16 protein-coding genes are annotated in these 17,330 nt (G+C 66.1%); 11 read left to right on the top strand and 5 right to left on the bottom strand.

The window, feature by feature from the left end:
• Positions 1 to 8 precede the first annotated feature (8 nt).
• The 4 genes from ACWPM1_RS05795 to ACWPM1_RS05780 all read left to right on the top strand — a co-directional run bounded on the left by ACWPM1_RS05795 (position 9) and on the right by ACWPM1_RS05780 (position 3,882).
• Complete coding sequence (locus tag ACWPM1_RS05795) at positions 9 to 512, top strand: SspB family protein (RefSeq protein ID WP_455693886.1); 504 nt, start codon at positions 9 to 11, stop codon at positions 510 to 512.
• 34 nt (positions 513 to 546) lie between these two features.
• The gene (locus ACWPM1_RS05790; protein WP_455693885.1) at positions 547 to 987 is read left to right on the top strand and encodes a hypothetical protein; all 441 of its coding nucleotides are present in this window, start codon (positions 547 to 549) and stop codon (positions 985 to 987) included.
• Between the two features lie 48 nt (positions 988 to 1,035).
• Positions 1,036 to 1,683 (top strand): guanylate kinase, encoded by a 648-nt coding sequence (gene gmk / locus ACWPM1_RS05785; RefSeq protein WP_455693884.1) that lies wholly within the window; start codon positions 1,036 to 1,038, stop codon positions 1,681 to 1,683.
• A gap of 75 nt (positions 1,684 to 1,758) precedes the next feature.
• Entirely contained in the window at positions 1,759 to 3,882 is a 2,124-nt protein-coding gene (locus ACWPM1_RS05780; RefSeq protein WP_455693883.1) for a prolyl oligopeptidase family serine peptidase, read from the top strand.
• A 77-nt stretch (positions 3,883 to 3,959) separates the two neighbouring features.
• On the opposite strand, the gene ACWPM1_RS05775 is transcribed toward ACWPM1_RS05780, so the two are convergent.
• Positions 3,960 to 4,757, bottom strand: coding sequence for a hypothetical protein (locus ACWPM1_RS05775; RefSeq protein ID WP_455693882.1), 798 nt, complete (start codon positions 4,755 to 4,757; stop codon positions 3,960 to 3,962).
• Between the two features lie 358 nt (positions 4,758 to 5,115).
• Here ACWPM1_RS05775 and ACWPM1_RS05770 point away from each other — a divergent pair, with 358 nt between their 5' ends.
• Together ACWPM1_RS05770 and ACWPM1_RS05765 are read left to right on the top strand one after the other, a co-directional pair.
• Positions 5,116 to 5,280: a hypothetical protein gene (locus ACWPM1_RS05770; protein ID WP_455693881.1), complete on the top strand. Its 165-nt coding sequence runs from the start codon at positions 5,116 to 5,118 to the stop codon at positions 5,278 to 5,280.
• A gap of 77 nt (positions 5,281 to 5,357) precedes the next feature.
• Positions 5,358 to 5,573, top strand: a complete 216-nt coding sequence (locus ACWPM1_RS05765; RefSeq protein ID WP_455693880.1) for a hypothetical protein — start codon at positions 5,358 to 5,360, stop codon at positions 5,571 to 5,573.
• Positions 5,574 to 5,626: 53 nt separating this feature from the next.
• Here ACWPM1_RS05765 and ACWPM1_RS05760 read toward each other — a convergent pair whose 3' ends face one another.
• From ACWPM1_RS05760 to ACWPM1_RS05750, 3 genes are read right to left on the bottom strand one after another with little or no spacing between them, the layout of a single operon-like run.
• Positions 5,627 to 6,433 (bottom strand): SDR family oxidoreductase, encoded by an 807-nt coding sequence (locus tag ACWPM1_RS05760; protein ID WP_455693879.1) that lies wholly within the window; start codon positions 6,431 to 6,433, stop codon positions 5,627 to 5,629.
• Between the two features lie 15 nt (positions 6,434 to 6,448).
• Positions 6,449 to 7,585 carry an acyl-CoA dehydrogenase family protein gene (locus ACWPM1_RS05755; RefSeq protein ID WP_455693878.1) on the bottom strand — a complete coding sequence of 379 codons (1,137 nt, stop codon included), beginning with the start codon at positions 7,583 to 7,585 and terminating at the stop codon, positions 6,449 to 6,451.
• A 4-nt stretch (positions 7,586 to 7,589) separates the two neighbouring features.
• Positions 7,590 to 8,768 carry an acyl-CoA dehydrogenase family protein gene (locus ACWPM1_RS05750; protein WP_455693877.1) on the bottom strand — a complete coding sequence of 393 codons (1,179 nt, stop codon included), beginning with the start codon at positions 8,766 to 8,768 and terminating at the stop codon, positions 7,590 to 7,592.
• Between the two features lie 171 nt (positions 8,769 to 8,939).
• Between ACWPM1_RS05750 and ACWPM1_RS05745 the strand changes: the two genes are divergently transcribed.
• The 5 genes from ACWPM1_RS05745 to ACWPM1_RS05725 all read left to right on the top strand — a co-directional run bounded on the left by ACWPM1_RS05745 (position 8,940) and on the right by ACWPM1_RS05725 (position 14,807).
• Complete coding sequence (locus tag ACWPM1_RS05745) at positions 8,940 to 9,794, top strand: SDR family NAD(P)-dependent oxidoreductase (RefSeq protein ID WP_455693876.1); 855 nt, start codon at positions 8,940 to 8,942, stop codon at positions 9,792 to 9,794.
• Positions 9,791 to 11,242, top strand: a complete 1,452-nt coding sequence (locus tag ACWPM1_RS05740) for an MFS transporter (protein ID WP_455693875.1) — start codon at positions 9,791 to 9,793, stop codon at positions 11,240 to 11,242. Before ACWPM1_RS05745 ends, ACWPM1_RS05740 begins: the two co-directional genes overlap by 4 nt.
• Positions 11,243 to 11,312: 70 nt before the next feature.
• A complete protein-coding gene (locus ACWPM1_RS05735) occupies positions 11,313 to 12,611 on the top strand; it encodes an acyl-CoA dehydrogenase family protein (RefSeq protein WP_455693874.1) in 1,299 nt (432 codons plus the stop codon).
• Between the two features lie 19 nt (positions 12,612 to 12,630).
• Positions 12,631 to 13,719 carry a Zn-dependent alcohol dehydrogenase gene (locus ACWPM1_RS05730; protein WP_455693873.1) on the top strand — a complete coding sequence of 363 codons (1,089 nt, stop codon included), beginning with the start codon at positions 12,631 to 12,633 and terminating at the stop codon, positions 13,717 to 13,719.
• A 101-nt stretch (positions 13,720 to 13,820) separates the two neighbouring features.
• Positions 13,821 to 14,807 (top strand): phosphotransferase family protein, encoded by a 987-nt coding sequence (locus tag ACWPM1_RS05725; protein ID WP_455695132.1) that lies wholly within the window; start codon positions 13,821 to 13,823, stop codon positions 14,805 to 14,807.
• Here the strand turns inward: ACWPM1_RS05725 and ACWPM1_RS05720 are convergent.
• Positions 14,804 to 17,218, bottom strand: a complete 2,415-nt coding sequence (locus tag ACWPM1_RS05720) for a S8 family peptidase (RefSeq protein ID WP_455693872.1) — start codon at positions 17,216 to 17,218, stop codon at positions 14,804 to 14,806. The two genes, ACWPM1_RS05725 and ACWPM1_RS05720, sit on opposite strands and share 4 nt — an antisense overlap.
• Between the last annotated feature and the right edge of the window lie 112 nt (positions 17,219 to 17,330).

The following is a 17,330-nucleotide window of genomic DNA, read 5'->3' as shown; positions in this document are numbered from 1 at the left end:
TGCCCTCGATGAGCGAAGAGACCCCCGACAGCCTGATCCCCTACGACGAGATCGTGCAGGAGGCGTTGCGTGCCGTGGTCGGCCGGGTGCTCGGCGAAGTCGAGGCCGGTGGCGGTACCCTGCCCGGCAACCACCACTTCTACATCACTTTCAAGACCGGCGCGCCCGGGGTCTCCATCCCCCCGCACTTGCGCGAGCGATTCACCGACGAGATGACGATCGTTCTCCAGAACAAGTTCTGGGACTTGAAGGTGGGCGATGACGGTTTCACCGTCAGCCTCACCTTCAACCAGGTGCCGGCCAAGCTCGATATCCCGTTCGGCGCGATCACCGCATTCGTCGACCCCGCCGTTGATTTCGGGCTGCAGTTCCAGGCGACGGTGGCCGACATGATGCCGGAGACGCACGACGAGGCCGAGAACGACGGGTCGGAACGCGGCTCGGATGTCGTCGTTACCGAAAGCGAAGACGGCTCGAACGTCGTCACGGTCGACTTCGGCCGCAAGAAATAGGCCCGCGGCAGCGCGGCCGCACCGGGGAGCGGAGATGGCGCGCAGGCCTGCCAAGACCAAATTGAAGCAGACCACCGAAGCGTCGGGCGGGATGACCGACGCCGGCGGTAAGGCGGTGGCCGCCGCGACCGGCGACAGCGACAAGGTGTTCGGGCCCAGCACCAACCCGGCCACCAACCTCATCATCCAGGACGTCGCAATGCGCGCCGGCGGAAGGCTGGTGCGTCATACGCTCGAGAAGGGGCTCTTGCGCGGCCGCTACGGCGGGGCTGGCGCGAAGGCGATCGTCGAGAACCGCTCGCTCGTGAACACGCTCGTGAGCGGCATGCTCGCGCGTTACGCCACCCGTTCCGTGCCCGGGGCGATCCTCATCGGCACGGGCCTCCTCGCCAAGACGCTGTACGACCGCGGCCGCAGCAAGCGCCTGTCGCGCCGTTCGGGCGACCAGACCCTCAAGAAGATGGCGGAGGAATGAGCCCCCTTCAGGCTTGATTTGTTAAGCGCGCTCGGGGCAGGAGCGCGCATGGCCGGCGACACCTTACCCGCAAACACCCTCAAGCGGCGCGGTCTGATGTTCGTCCTTTCCTCGCCCTCGGGCGCTGGCAAGACGACGATCTCGCGCATGCTGCTCACTGCCGACCCGACGATCAAGCTTTCGGTCAGCGTCACCACCCGCCCTCCCCGCCCGGGTGAAGTCGACGGCGTGCACTACCACTTCGTCGATGTGCCGACGTTCGAGCGGATGGTGGAGGACGACGACTTCTACGAATGGGCGCACGTCTTCGGCCACCGCTATGGCACCCCGAAAGGGCACATCCGCGCCGGCCTCAAGGAAGGGCAGGACTGCCTGTTCGACATCGACTGGCAGGGCACCCAGCAGCTCATCCAGAAGGACAAGCAGGACGTGGTCGCGGTGTTCATCCTGCCCCCGAGCATCGAGGAACTGCGACGCCGGCTCGAGAACCGCGCGCAGGACAGCGCGGCGGTGATCGACGCCCGGATGGATCGGGCCCGCGCCGAGATCAGCCACTGGGACGCCTACGACTACGTCGTGATCAATGACGACGTCGATTCCTGCTTCGCGAAGGTCTGCCAGATCCTCAATGCCGAGCGAATGAAGCGGAGGCGGCAAACCGGGCTGATCGACTTCGTGCGGGGAATGATGGGCTGAGGTTATTCCCGCCCCAATCCCCTTTTCCCTTCGCCATCAACGCGATAGGAAAGCCAGAACCCGAGGAGAATTCACTTGAAGCACGTTTCGGCAATCGCCCTTGCTGCCGCCCTGACGATCGGAGCCCCGTTGTCCGCCCAGACCCAAGAAGCCGCCCCCGCATCGCAAGCTGCCGCCGACGACCCGTTCGTGTGGCTGGAGGAAACCCGCAGCGAGCCGGCGCTCGCTTGGGTCCGGGCCCAGAACGAGCGGGCCGACCAGACGCTCGCGCGCGATCCGCGCTACTCCCGGCTGCAGGCCGAAGCCCTGGCCATTCTCGACGCCGCGGACCGCATTCCCGGCGTCAGCATCACCCCTTATGGGCTGGTAAACTTCTGGCAGGACCCGGCGAACCCCCGCGGTCTCGTCCGCGTGACGACGCTGGAGAGCTATCGCACCGATAATCCGGTGTGGGAAACCATCCTCGACATCGACGCCCTCGCCAAGGCCGAAGGACGCGAGTGGGTGTATCAGGGCATGAGCTGCCTGCCGCCCGCCGGCACGCGTTGTCTCGTTTCGCTGTCCGACGGGGGTAAGGACGCCACCGAGATGCGCGAGTTCGACGTCGCCACCCGCAGCTTCGTTAAGGACGGGTTCTTCCTGCCCGAAAGCCAAGGCGGCGCGCAGTGGATCGATGCCGACACGCTGCTCGTCAGCCGCGACTTCGGCGGCGGCACCGTCACCGAAAGCCAGTATCCCTTCACCACGCGCGAATGGAAGCGCGGCACGCGCATCGAGGACGCGCCGGAAATCTACCGCGGCGATGCCAAGGACGTGTCGTCAGGCGCTTACCTGCTCCGCGATGCCGCCGGGACCATTCACGGGCGGGTCGCCTCGCGCGGAGTGTCGTTCTTCGAGAGCGAGAATTACGTCTGGCACGAAGGCAAGTGGCTCAAGCTCGACATACCGCTCAAGGCCAGCCTTGCCGGCATCGTCGATGGGCGCATCCTGTTCTCGACCGACGTGGAATGGAAGGCTGGCGGGCAGACCTTCCCCGCAGACGCTATCGTCTCGGCGGACCTCGACGAGTTCAAGGCGAACCCCAACGGGGCGAAGAAGACCCTTGTCTGGGCCCCCGGGCCGAAGCAGACCAAGCAGGGCAGCGCCATCACCAAGGACGCGCTCTACGTCAGCCTGCTGGACAACGTGCGCGGACGCGTGCTGCGGTTCGACTTTGCCAACGGCAAGTGGAACACGACGCCCGTCATTCTTCCGCAGAACGCCACCCTCGGCATCGCTGCCGCGTCCGACGAGACCGGCGAGGTGATGTTCTCCTCGACCGACTTCCTCACCCCGTCGCAGCTCTGGTATTCGGACGGCAGCGGCGCGCCGGCGGTGCTCAAGACCAGCCCCGCGCGGTTCGATGCCACGGGCCTCGAATTCAAGCAGTTCGAAGCGACCAGCAAGGATGGCACCAAGGTCCCCTACTTCGTGGTATCGAAGAAAGGCGTCAAGCTCGACGGCAGCACGCCGACCTTGCTTTACGGCTATGGCGGGTTCCAGGTGCCCCAGCTTCCCGGCTACTCCGGAACGCTCGGCAAGCTGTGGCTCGAGAAGGGTGGCGCCTACGTCCTCGGTAACATGCGTGGCGGCGGCGAGTTCGGGCCGGAATGGCACCAGACCGCGATGGGAGCGAACAAGCAGCGTACCTGGGACGACTTCATCGCGATCGGCGACGACGTCGTGAGGCGCGGCCTCACCAGCCCCCGCCGGCTTGGCGTCATGGGCGGCAGCCAGGGTGGCTTGCTGGTGGGCACCGCCATCACCCAGCGGCCCGAGCTGTTTAACGCTGCAGTTGTGCAAATCCCGCTGTTCGACATGCTGCGCCTGCCCTTCATCGGCCGCGGAGCCTCGTGGATCGGCGAATACGGCGACCCGCGCGACCCCGAACAACGCAAGTGGATCGAACCCTATTCGCCCTACCAGAAGCTGGTGAAGGGGGTGAAATTCCCGATGCCGTTCTTCTGGGCGAGCACCGCCGACGACCGCACCCACCCGAGCCATGCCCGCAAGGCGGCTGCGCGGATGAGCGCCAACGGCCAGCCCTATTACTACTACGAGGACATGACTGGCGGCCACTCGGGCGGCGTCGACAACGCCCAGCGCGCGAAGCTACAGGCGTTGCAATACGTGTACCTGATGCAACGGCTGATGGACTGAGAACTCGGCAGACAACTTCCGCTTTCGCGATGCCGGAAGCGAAAGCGGAATGTTTGCTTTCGAATCAACCAGACCGTTCAGCGCCCTGGTCGTGGTCTGTTCGAAACCCAGATATCCGGGGCAGAGGACTCACTGCCCGCACGATTTGATGAAAAAAACAGCTCAGTACCATCCCAGCTAATTGTCGGACGGGCATCGAAACCGCTCGAATTCAGGTCGGTCAGAGGACTGGCCGCACCGAATGCAACCAGATTGGAAGAGCGGGTGGCGGACCACAAGTCAGGTTCACCGCGTCCACCGGGGCGGGTGGAATCGAAAAAAATCGTCCGCCCGTCGTGGGTCACGCTGGGCCGGTTGTTGGACCCGACTGCATTAACGCCGCCGGCAACGGCGGTGACAAAGCTCCCATCTACAATCTGCAGTATCTGGCCTTGCGAACCGTTCGCGAGCCGGCGGGAGAATAGCATAACGGGGCGTCGGCCGTCGTCCTCATAGAATGCCGCCGCTTCCTCCATGGCCGACGTGTTGACCAGCGGCCCCAGCGACTGTGCCGGGCCCCATGATTTGGACTTGCTCCCCTGACTGACGTAGAGGTCGCCTGGATCGGAGCTGCTGGCGCGTGAGAAATAGAGCCGGTTGCCCGCTGCGATGGTGGGGCAGAATTCATCGGCCGATGTATTGATCGGATCGGGAAGCCGCTGCGGCTCGTCGAAGCCAGCACCGGCATCGGCTCGGCTGGCGATGTAGATGTCCTGATTGCCGCTGCGATTGGAATTGAATGCCATCGTCAGCCCGTCGTGCGACAGCGACACACATCCGTCGACCGCAGAGGTGTTGACGCCCGCTGAAGCGCCAGGAAACTGCTCCGCGTTCATAGGTACAGCCCAGTCGCCGAACGCAGGCAGCGCAAGCGCGGCCGCGCTGAGCAGCAGGGATGTCCCAACTGTGGTTGCTCCTACTAGAGCTGTGGTTCTCGAGTACGCCATCACTTTTCCCCTCCGTAGCGTTTCCATGGCGGCTCGAAGAGTCGCCGAGCAGTCGACGGGATCGACTGGTGCGCAGGATGATGACGGCCGGGGAGACGGTCCATGATGGGTGCACGAGGTTTGGCCGATGATTTGCCGATGGTTTGCGCGCGCTGGGCAGCATGACGTATCGATCGAGCCTGAGCCTTACGGGGCATCGATCCGAAGCAACTTTCCTACATCGCGCCGATCTGCCTTATCCTCGCGGATGGCGAAGCGTCCTGCGCATCTGGTCCGGCGTCGGCCGGGGTTCTTTCATCCTGTCCGCACGCGCGCTCGGCGCGACGGATGGAGCGTGGCGCGGCAGTGCGGCTTTCTGGCAGAGCTCTACTTCACCGGATCGGTCACCGCCGCCGCGCGCCCGGTGGAATGACGCGTGAAAGCGCGCATCGCCTGCACTAGCGCGATGGGGCGGAAAGCTTCGCCAGCGCGTGGGACCGGGTGCTGGCGGTGCCCGGTTCCGGCCGCCCATCGGCGACCAAGGCGGATTATCGAAAAGTCACGAATGAAGCGCTGTTCGCGCGTCTCGACGCCCCGATGGTGCGCCCGGTCATCTATCGCGGCCGAATGACCGCAATCACCGCAAAGTCCGAAAATTCCACGCTTTTTCGGCTGCTGCGCAGGCTCGATGCAGTCGCTGCCCGAGCTGGCGCCGAGTGGCAATGAGGGTGCCGGCGAACTTTTTCATAGCCCCCCGGTCAGTGTGCCGCGCCCGCGCTTCAGCGCCCTCCGGCGGGGTCCGCGAAATGCGTCGGCAGGTGGGCGTTTACGATCCCCCCGTCGACCGTGACCGTCTCGCCCACCGTGTAGTCGCCCGCGCGGCTGGCGAGGTAAACCGCGGTGCCGCCCATGTCCCGCTTGTCGCCGACGCGCTTGTTCGGGATGCCCTGCGCGCTCGCCTCGGCGTGGTCGCGCGCGACCTTGTTCATGTTCGACGGGAACGCGCCCGGTGCCAGGCTGGTGACGTAGATGTGGTCCTTGACCAGCCGCGCGGCCATCCGCCGGGTGAGGTGGATCAGCGCGGCCTTCGACGCCTGGTAGCTGTAGGTCTCCCACGGGTTGACCCGCTGCCCGTCGACCGAGGTGATATTGATCACCTTGGCCGGGTGCGCCTGGCTGGCGGCGGCCTTGAGCAGGCCGTGCAGCTTCTGGGTGAGGAAAAACGGGGTCTTGACGTTGAGGTCCATGACCTTGTCCCAGCCCTCTTCGGGGAACTCCTCGAAGTCGTTGCCCCACGCCGCGCCGGCGTTGTTGACGAGGATGTCGAGCTTGCCCTCCTTGCTGGAGATCTCGCGCACCAGTTCCTCGATCCCCGCCATCGTAGAGATGTCGCCCTGTATCGGGATCACCTTGCCGCCCAACTCGGCCGCCGCCTCGTGCAGCTCGCCGCCCTTGCGCGCGGTGATGTAGACCCGCTCGATCCCCGCGGCGAGGAAGCCTTCGACGATCATCTTGCCGATCCCGCGGCTGCCGCCGGTCACCAACGCCACGCGGCCCTTGAGGCCGAACATCTCTTCGAGGGTCATGTCAGAATCTCCGGATCAGTAGCCGCTGAGCCGCGCGACGCGGTCGGCGTGGTAATATACGTCGCCCATGAACTCGGCGAGCGCGCGGTCGCGCTTCATGTAGAGGCCGATGTCGTATTCGTCGGTCATGCCGATACCGCCGTGCATCTGCACGCCTTCGCGCACCGCGAGCCCTGCCGCTTTGCCGACCTTGGCCTTAGCGACCGAAGCGAACAGGCTGGCCTGCTCGCTGCCCGCATCGAGCAGTTGCTGAGCCTTGATCGTCGCCGCGCGGGCGATCTCGACTTCGGAATAGAGATGCGCGGCGCGGTGCTGGAGCGCCTGGAACTCGCCGATCAGTTTGCCGAACTGCTTGCGCTGCTTGAGGTAGTCGACCGTCCGGTCCATGGCCCCACGCGCCACGCCGATACCCTCGGCCGCCGCGCCAACGCGCCCGGCATCGAGCACGCGGTTCAACACCTCGCGACCGCCATCGACTTCGCCGATCACCGCATCGCCGTCGAGCTCGACTCGGTCGAGAGTCAGGTGGCTGGCCATCGAGCCATCCACCAGGCGCACCGAGTTGTGGCCAATCCCGCTGGCGTCCCTCGGCACCGCGAACAACGTCACGCCCTCGTCGTCGTCATCGGACCCCGCGGTGCGCGCGGCGACCACGATCATGTCCGCGCTCGCCCCGTGGACCACGAAGTCCTTCTTTCCGCTCAGGCGGAAGCCGTTGCCGGACTTCTCCGCCCGCGTGGCGACCCGCTCGGGACGATGCTTCGGCCCCTCGTCGACCGCCACCGCGAAGACACTGTCGCCTGAGAGCAGGCCGGGCAGCCAGCGGCTGCGCTGGTCGTCTCCGCCGTGGCCGAGCGCGGTCGCCGCCATGACCGAGCTGGTGAGGAACGGCGATGGGGTGAGGTTGCGACCGATCTCCTCGAGCACAATGCCCGCCTCGACGTGCCCCATGCCGAGGCCGCCGTCGGCCTCGGGCACTAGCACGCCGGCGAAGCCCATCTCGGCCATCTGCTTCCACAGGTCGTGGCCGAACCCGTCCTGGCAGTCCTCGCGCCAGCGGCGGAGCTGCTTGGCGATCGCGCCTTCCTCGCCCATGAACTGGGCAGCGGTCTCGGCGAGCATCGCCTGGTCTTCGGTATGATACAGCGCCATCGGATCAGGCCCCCGGGAGTTCAAGAATGCGCTTGGCGATCACGCCGAGCATGACTTCGCTGGTACCGCCCTCGATCGAGTTGGCCTTGGTCCGCAGCCAGCCGCGCGCCTGCTTGCCGCCGCCGGTTTCCTCGCTGTCCCACTCGAGCGCGGTCGAGCCGCCCGCCGCCATGATCAGTTCGTTGCGGGTCTTGTTGAGCTCGGTCCCGGCGTATTTCATCATGTTGGGTTGCGCGGGGTGGCCCTTGCCGACCTTCACCTCGTCCATGAACTTCTCGCTCATCGCGGTGAACGCAAGCGCGTCCACGTCGAACAGCGCGATCTCGGCGCGCAGGATCGGGTCGAGCCCACCCTTGCGGCTGGCGGTCGCCCCGAGCGAGGTCGCGCGGTCGCCGCCGCCGGTGGCGGAGATCATCTCGCGTTCGTGGCCGAGCAGGTACTTCGCGACGTCCCACCCGCGGTTGATCTCGCCGACGTAGCCGGGGATGTCCTCGCCGTAGCTCTTGGGCACCTTCACGTCGTCGAAGAAGGTCTCGCAGAACGGGCTGTTGCCGCTGATCAGCTTGATCGGCTTGGTGGTCACCCCGCCGCCATGCATGTCGAACAGCATGAAGGTGATGCCCTGATACTTGTTCGCCTTGTCGGTGCGGACGAGGCAGAAGATCCAGTCGGCCTCGTCGGCATAGCTGGTCCAGATCTTCTGGCCATTGACGATCCAGTGATCGCCCTTGTCCTCGCCAAAGGTCTGCATCGAGACGAGGTCGCTACCCGAGCCGGGCTCGGAATAACCCTGGCACCAGCGGATTTCGCCGCGCGCAATCTGGTTCAAGAAGTGCTTTTTCTGCCCTTCAGTACCGAAGTGCAGCAGCGCGGGGCCGAGCATCCAGATGCCGAAGCTGGAGAGCGGCGGGCGCGCGTTGATCCGCGCCATCTCCTCGCGCAACACCTTGGCCTCGGCGGGCGAAAGGCCGGCACCGCCGTATTCCTTGGGCCACGCGGGGACCGTGTAGCCTTTCGCGACGCACGCCTCGAACCACGCCTTTTGCGCTTCGTTCTTGAAGCTGGCGTTGCGGCCGCCCCAGTAGACGTCGCCCTCGTCGTGGACGGGTGCACGCATTTCAGGGGGGCAGTTTGCTTCGAGCCACGCGCGGGTTTCGCTGCGGAAGGCGTCCAGATCGGCCATGGGATTGTCTCCTCTCGTTGACGCACACGTAAAGCCGACTCGGTGGCCCAAGCAAGCGCCGATTTGGACCATACCCTTCTTACGAGGATGCCGTAACGTCATCGCGAGGACCGTTGACGAGGCGGCCCATCCGCCTACCCTACCGGCAATACCAAAGGCTCGGGAGAGGCCATGCGATTCTTAGGCAAGACCGTCGTCGTCACCGGCGCGGCATCGGGTATCGGCGCGGAAACGGCGCGGCTGTTCGCACGTGAAGGTGCGGTCGTTTTCGCGGCGGACATCGATGCGGAGGGCGGGAACGCGCTCGCATCCGAAGGCATCGGCGACATCCGCTTCCAGCGATGCGATGTATGCTCCACCGATGAGATCAAGGCGCTGATGGACCGCGCCGCCGCCGAAACCGGCGGGATCGACGTAGTCTTCAACAATGCTGGCGCCGGCGGTGCGCGGGAGAAAATCCACGAGATCGAGCCGGCGGACTGGGACCGGACGATGGACTTGTTGCTGCGCTCGGTGGCGTTCGGCATCCGCTACGCCGTGCCGCACATGCAGCACCGCCCGGGTGCTTCGATCGTGAATACCGCCAGCGTCGCCGCCACCGCCTCGGGCTTTTCGCCTACCGCGTATGCCGTGGCCAAGTGCGCTGTTCTCCACCTCAGCAAAGTTGCCGCGGCGGACCTCGCGCAGTTCGGCATCCGCGTGAACGCAATCCTGCCGGGCTTCATCAACACCAACATCTTCACCACCTCGCTTGAGGTGCCGGACGAGACCAAGCACATCGCCAAGTCGATGATCGCGCAGATGAGCGCGAACGCTCAGCCGGTGAAACGCGGCGGCCAGCCGCGCGACATCGCCGAGGCGTGCGCGTTCCTCGCGAGCGAGGCGGCGAGTTTCATCACCGGTACTTCGCTTCTCGTCGACGGCGGGCTCACCATCGGGCAGCGCGGAAGCTGGGATCCCGAGACGCCCGGCATGCTCGAGGCGCTCTCTGCGATGGAAGCCCAGGCGACGGGAAGCGCTGCATGACGACCGCGCAAGCGGCGACGATGACCCCGGTACCGGGCCGAGTTCCTACTCGACTGGCCGTGGCCAACGGCATCGGCAGCGTTGCTTACGGGATCAAGGACAACGGCTTCTCGACCTTCCTCCTGCTGTTCTACAATCAGGTGCTGGGGATGGACGCGCGGCTGGTCAGCCTCGCGTTGCTGATCGCGCTGGTTTTCGATGGGCTGATCGATCCCATTGTCGGACATATCAGCGACCGCACCAATACCCGTTGGGGTCGTCGCCTGCCGTACTTGTACGTGGCGCCTATCTTCCTCGGGATCTTCTGGATCCTGCTGTGGTCCCCTGTCGGGCCGGCTAGCTTCCCGGTCCTCCTCATCTCGGCGATCGCGGTGCGCGCCGCAGTCGCATTCTGCGAAGTCCCTTCGGCAGCGCTGGTTGCCGAGATCACGCGCGATTACGACGAGCGCACCCGGCTTACCCGCTTGCGCTACCTCAACGCGTGGGGCGGCGGTTTGTTGATGCTGCTGCTCGCTTATGGCGTGTTCTTGCCTAACGCGATGCTCGCGCGCGAAGGCTATCAGCAATACGGCATCGCCGGGGCGATCCTGATGGTGGCGACCGTGCTGATATCGGCATGGGGGCAGCACAAGTGGGTCGGGCACCGTACCCCGCTGTCGGCCCCGACCGGCAAGGGCATTGCCGGTGCCTTCGGCGAGATCCGCGAGAGCTTGACGCATCCCGCGTTCGTGGTGTTGATGTTCTCGTTTGCCGCGGCGATCACCAGCCAGGGCATTACTTTCTCGATCTCGAACTACCTCTACCTGTTCGTCTGGAAATTCCCGCCATGGGCGCTCCAGCTCTATCCGCTGATGCTGTTCGCCAGTGTCGTCGGCAGCTTCCTTGCTGTGGGCCCCCTCCAGAAGCGCTTCGGCAAGCGAGACACGGCGGTGGTCGCGGGGCTGCTCGGCATGGTGTGCTGGGTCACCCCCCTCACCCTGCGGCACTTCGGCCTTTGGTGGCCGGACGGCACGACCACGGCGATCCTCGCCATGTTCGGAGCGACGTTCTTCTCCAACCTGTTCAGCGTGATCACCACCATCTGCCTGTCGTCGATGGTCGCCGACGTGGTCGAGGCCTCGCAAGAGCAGACCGGACGGCGGTCGGAAGGCACCTTCGCGGCCGGCGCGTTCTTCGCCTCCAAGTGCTCGACGGGCCTGGGCATATTCGTGACCGGTTTTCTCCTCAGCCTTTCGGGCATGCCGAACGGCGCGAAGCCCGGACAAGTCTCGGAAGAAGTAGTCGACACGCTGGCGATGTCTTACGCATCTTGCGTCGCGGTCCTGGCGCTCGTGCTCGTGCTGATCGTGCGGCGCTTCCCGATCAGCCGCGAGGAACACGAGGCGCGGCTCGCCGTGCTCGACCAGGCCGCCAAGGCCGACCCCGAGGCCACTGGCCAGCACCCTTAATACGCCCTTGGCGCAGCTCCCAAGCTCTGCCACGGTCTCGAATTGAAACGGATAGGAAGAGGACCAGGACATGGATTTCGAACCCACCGAGCGGCAGAAGCACTGGCGCGACCGCGTGCGCCACTTCATCGACACCCACGTCCGCCCGCGCACCGAAGAATATCGCGCCGCTCACGAGAAGGATCGCTGGGGCGTCAATCCGGTCCTCGAAGAAGAGAAAGCCCGCGCCAAGGCGCAGGGCATCTGGAACCTGTTCATGCCCCCGCAGGCGGGACGTCCCCACCTCGACGACACGTTCGAATTCGATGGTCCCGGCTTGACCAATCTCGAATACGCGCTGTGCGCCGAGGAAATGGGCCGCGTCGGCTGGTCGAGCGAAGTGTTCAACTGCTCCGCGCCCGACACCGGCAACATGGAGGTGTTCCACCGCTACGGCACCCGCGAGCAGAAGGACGAGTGGCTGAAGCCGCTCATGGAAGGCGAAATCCGCAGTGCCTTCTTGATGACCGAACCGGCGGTCGCCTCGTCCGACGCGACCAACATCGAATGCCGCATTGTGCGAGATGGCGATCACTACGTGATCAACGGTACCAAGTGGTGGTCGAGCGGAGCGGGTGATCCGCGATGCAAGGTGGCCATCTGCATGGGCAAGACCGACTTCGAGGCCAAGCGCCACCAGCAACAGAGCCAGGTACTCGTCCCGCTCGATGCCGAAGGCGTGCACATCAAGCGCTTTCTGCCGGTGTTCGGTTACGACGACAGCCCTCACGGGCACATGGAGATCGTGCTCAAGGACGTGCGCGTGCCGGTCACCAACATGATCCTTGGTGAAGGCCGCGGGTTCGAGATCGCGCAAGGCCGCCTCGGGCCGGGCCGCATCCACCACTGCATGCGCACCATCGGCGTGGCCGAGGAAGCGCTCGCCAAGATGTGCCTGCGGCTGCAGACCCGCGAAGCGTTCGGCAAGCCGATCTACCAGCACTCGGTGTGGGAAGAACGGGTCGCCCGCGCCCGCATCGACATCGAGATGACGCGCCTGCTGTGCCTCAAGGCGGCCGACATGATGGACAAGGTCGGCAACAAGGCCGCGGCGCAGGAAATCGCCATGATCAAGGTCCAGGCTCCGAACATGGCGCTGCGGATCATCGACGACGCGATCCAGGCGCACGGGGCCGGCGGCGTCAGCGACGACTTCGGCCTCGCCAACGCCTACGCCCACCAGCGCACGCTGCGGCTGGCCGACGGGCCGGACGAGGTCCACGCGCGCGCCATCGCCCGAATCGAGTTCGCCCGCCACGCGCCCAATGTCGGCAACGACCCCGGCGCCCCGCGCGACTATAGCTCGGGCGACATGGCTGCGACGCGCTAGACAAAGGAACACTCACGAAATGAAAGCCGCCGTACTCGTCCAGCCCAAGCAGCCGCTGGAAATCGAGGAACTGTCGATCTCGAAGCCCGGCCCGCACGAGGTGCTCATCCGCACCGCCGCGTGCGGGCTGTGCCATTCGGACCTGCACTTCATCGAGGGCAGCTATCCGCACGCGCTCCCCGCGGTCCCCGGCCACGAGGCTGCAGGTGTGGTCGAAGCAGTCGGCAGCGAGGTGCGCACCGTCAAACCGGGCGATCACGTGGTATCCTGCCTCAGCGCGTTCTGCGGGCACTGCGAGTTCTGCGTGACCGGGCGGATGGCGCTGTGCCTGGGCGCGGAGACCCGCCGCGCGCCGAATGAGGCCCCCCGTATCACCCGCACCGACGGCAGCCTCGTGAACCAGATGCTTAACCTTTCGGCATTCGCCGAGCAGATGTTGATCCACGAGCACGCCTGCGTTCGGATCGACCCCGACATGCCACTCGACCGGGCGGCGGTGATCGGCTGCGCGGTGACCACCGGTGCCGGCGCGATCTTCAACGCTTGCAAGCTGGTCCCGGGCGAGACCGTCGCCGTGATCGGCTGCGGCGGCGTGGGCCTTGCCGCGATCAATGCGGCGAAGATTGCCGGCGCAGGTCGGATCATTGCGTGCGACCCGGTTCCCGCCAAGCGCGAACTCGCCAAGGTGCTCGGCGCCACCGACGCGGTCGACGCGCTGGCGGAAGATGCCGCGCAGCAGGTCATCGCCCTCACCAAAGGCGGGGTCGATCACGCGATCGAGGCGGTGGGCCGCCAGGCTTCGGCCGATCTCGCGTGCAAGGTCCTCCGCCGCGGCGGCACGGCCACGATCCTCGGGATGATGCCGCTCGACTGCAAGGTCGGCCTCGGGGCGATGGATCTCTTGAGCGGCAAGAAGCTGCAGGGCGCGATCATGGGCAACAACCGCTTCCCGGTCGACCTGCCCCGCCTGGTCGATTTTTACCTGCGCGGCCTGCTCGACCTCGACACCATCATCGCCGAGCGCATCCCGCTGAGCGCAGTCAACGAGGGCTTCGAGAAGATGAAGGGAGCCGACTCCGCGCGCAGCGTGATCGTGTTCGACCAGTGAGCACGCCAAGCCCCGATATCGCCGACGCCACCGCGGCGTTCACCGGCACCGTCGAGCCATCCGAGGCCGATCATCTCGACGAGGCTCGCCTGACGGCGTGGATGGAGGCCAACGTCGAAGGGTTCGAGGGGCCGCTCAGCCAAGGCAAGTTCAAAGGCGGCCAGTCGAACCCGACCTACAAGATATCCACGCCGAACAAGAACTACGTTCTTCGCCGCAAGCCGTTCGGCCCGCTGCTGCCGAGCGCGCATGCGGTCGACCGCGAGTTCCGCGTCCAGTCGGGCCTCTACAAACTCGGCTTCCCGGTTGCGCGCCAGTTCGGCCTGTGCACCGACGATGCCGTGGTCGGCTCGTGGTTCTACGTGATGGACATGGTCGAAGGCCGGACGATCTGGGATGGCTCGATGCCGGGCGCCGCGCCGGAGCAACGGCGCGCGGTGTACGAGGCGATGGTCGACACCCTCGCTGCGCTTCACAATGCCGACATCGAAGCTGCCGGTCTCGAGACCTACGGCAAGCCGGGCAACTATTTCGGCCGCCAGGTCGACCGCTGGACCAAGCAATACCGGTTGTCCGAAACCGACACCCTGCCCTCGATGGAAAAGCTCATCGAGTATCTTCCCGCGACCCTCCCCGAGCAGACCCGCACCAGCGTGGTCCACGGGGACTACCGCATCGACAACATGATCTTCGCGAGCAACCGGCCCGAGGTGCTTGCCGTGCTCGATTGGGAGCTATCGACGCTCGGCGATCCGATGTCGGACTTCACGTACCTGTGCATGATGTACGTCACCGAGAACGGCGGCCGCTCGGGCGTCATGGACCTCGATCGCAAGGCGCTCGGCATCCCCGAACTCGAAGAAGTGGTCGAGCGTTACTGCGCCGCCACGGACCGTACCGAAGTGCCAGACATGAACTGGTACTTCGCCTACAACTTCTTCCGCCTCGCCGGCATTCTGCAGGGCATCAAGAAGCGCGTGATCGACGGCACCGCCAGCTCCGCTCACGCCAAGGCCCAGTCCGACCGGGTTGCCCCGCTCGCGGACAAGGCGTGGGAATTCGCGAAGAAGGCCGGAGCGAGCGGCTAGAAGCGCTTCGACCAGCGCACCGCGACACCCTTGTCGTCGGGCAGGCTGGCCACATGGCCCGGGTCCCTGCGGTAGAACAGGCTGGCTGCGGCATCGCCGCCGAACAGTTGTCCGGCCCAGGCGATCTCCCCGTCGAGCTCGCGCCCGGTAGGGCTGAGCGAGATGTCCTGCAAGGCGTAAGTCGCCGTCAGCGTCGTGTAATCGTAAGCGACGGGGAGGTTCAGGGCGAGGCCACCGCTCTCGACCCGCAGCGGTTGCGAGAGCCGCAGCCCGAGGGTGTCGAACCGGCCCAGCACGCCCTGCTTGACGAGATCGGCCGACCAAGCGCGGCTGACGAATTGCGATCCGGCGCCGATCGCGCCGCTGCGCTCGGCCCGCGTCCAGCCTTGTCGCACCGCGCCGCCGAGGCGCCAGTCGGTCGCGAGCCGCCAGCCGGCGCTGGCGTCGAGGAACGCGGTGTTCGCGCCGCCGGCGCCCAAGGCGTCGTGGAAAAATCCGCCCAGGATTGTCCGGTCCTCAGCAAGCCATGTGAGGCCAATGGCGCCTTCGAGATCGCCGAAGCGGCGATCGGCGGCGATACCGAAGCTGGCCAGGCCCTTGGCCTCTCGCTTCCGGCCGAGCATGCCGTTGGCATACCGCAGGTTGCCCAGCCACGCCTCGCCGCTCTCGGCGCTGGCGGTGAGGCCCCAGGGTCCGAGCTGCTGACGATAGGCCAGCGTGGCATTACCCGCCTGCGAAAACCCTGCGTCGCCTGCGGCATCGCTGGCAACCAGGAACGCGGGCTTGTCCTGCCCTTGCAGCTGCGCAACGAGCCCGTCCGCACGCTCGCGGAAGGCGAATCCGATCTGGCGGCCTGGTGCGATCTTCATCGCCACCCTCGCCGCGAGCACCTTGGCTGCTTCGGCATCGTCCCGGTTCAGGCGGAGCTGCATGGGCCATGCCGTCGGGGTCTGAGAGCCGCCTGCCACGGTAAACGCCAGGCTGAGCGCTTCGCTTCCGCCACCAATCCGCCGCGATCCCGCGTCGATCGCACCCTGCAGTTTGGGCGCGACACTGGCCGATTGCATACCGCGCCCGATGTCGTAGCCGTAGGCCCGGCCATAGCTGTCGAGCACGACCGCCCGCGCCGCCGTACCCACAAGGGCATCGCCCATGGCGGCGGAGCCGATCGCGGTGTCGTCGGTCAGCGCCACCTGCGCGGTACCGCCGGCAAGCGCCGTCGCTCCCTGCGGCGCGAAGGCTGCGGCGATGTCGAGTATGCCGCGACCGTATGTCGCATCCGTCCCGGTGGCGCCCGCGTCGCGCGCGCTGACGAGCAGGATCTCGACCATCTGCCTGGCGGTCAAGTTGGGAAAGGCCTGCTTCAGCAGAGCCACCGCGCCCGAAACCTGCGGCGCAGAGAAGCTGGTCCCCGATATAACGGTCACGAACGTGCCACTCGGGGTGGTCTCGGTCTTCAGGAGGCCGTTCTCGTAAACGCAGCAGACCCGGTCGCCCAGAGCCGTGAGGTAGAAGCTCGCCTGGCTACCCGCGCGATTGCTGAAGCCCGAAATCTGCCCCTGCTCGTTTACCGAGCCCACGATGATCACGCTCGCCCCGCCCGCGTTGCGAATGCCGGCAGCGAAGGGATTGGGCTGGTTCGGATCGACGTCGGGATCGCTGCCGTCGCCATCGTTCCCGGCGGAGACCACGATAACCGCCCCCGCCGCGACGGCGCGCTGCACAGCCGATACCATCACGGAACCCGGCGCGTCGCCCCCAAGGCTCAGGTTGATGACCGTCGCGCCCGCGGCGACCGCGCGATCGACACCGGCCGCGATGTCGCGATCGAGGAATACGCAGCCGTCGGAGCCGTCCGAAGGATCTGTCGTCGCGCAGCTTCCCGGGCGGTCCGCGCGCAGCGCCACGATAGTAGCGTTGTAGGCGATTCCCATAATACCGGTGGCATTGCGCGCCGCGGCCGCGATCATCGCCACTTGCGTGCCGTGGCCGTCGTAGGCCTCGACTGTCCCGTTTCCGGCGACATCGACGCTCGCGGGATCGATGCGGCCCGCCAATTCCGGGCTGTCGGTGTCTATCCCGGTGTCCACGACCGCGATCTTCACCCCCGCGCCGGTAGCCCCTTGCGACCAGGCAGTGGCGGCGTTGTGGAACGAAGGCCCGTCCGATCGGCGATACTCGGGTGTGTCGAAGCTGGCGATCGACGCTGTCGACGTGGGAGTTGGGGTAGGAGTCGGTGTGGGTGTGGGTGTGGGTGTGGGGGTAGGCGTAGGCGTGGGCGTGGGGAGCGGCGCAGGCGTGCTGATCGGCGGCGCGCTGCCACCCCCGCCGCCGCAGGCGGCCAGCGTGGCCAGCCCGGCCAGCACGCATCCAATCTCTATCCGCAACTTGCGGCGGTGCCCGTCGTTCATATCGATGCGTCCCGAATTAGCCCCCCAATTGATACGATCCGGTTGAAGATACCCTGAACGCCGCGCGACCGCCACTTGCCGCTGCCCCGTCTCGCGGCTAGCCCCTCGCGAC

The organism is Tsuneonella sp. HG249 (genome assembly GCF_053819205.1).
This window is presented reverse-complemented; position numbering and strand designations above follow the sequence as displayed.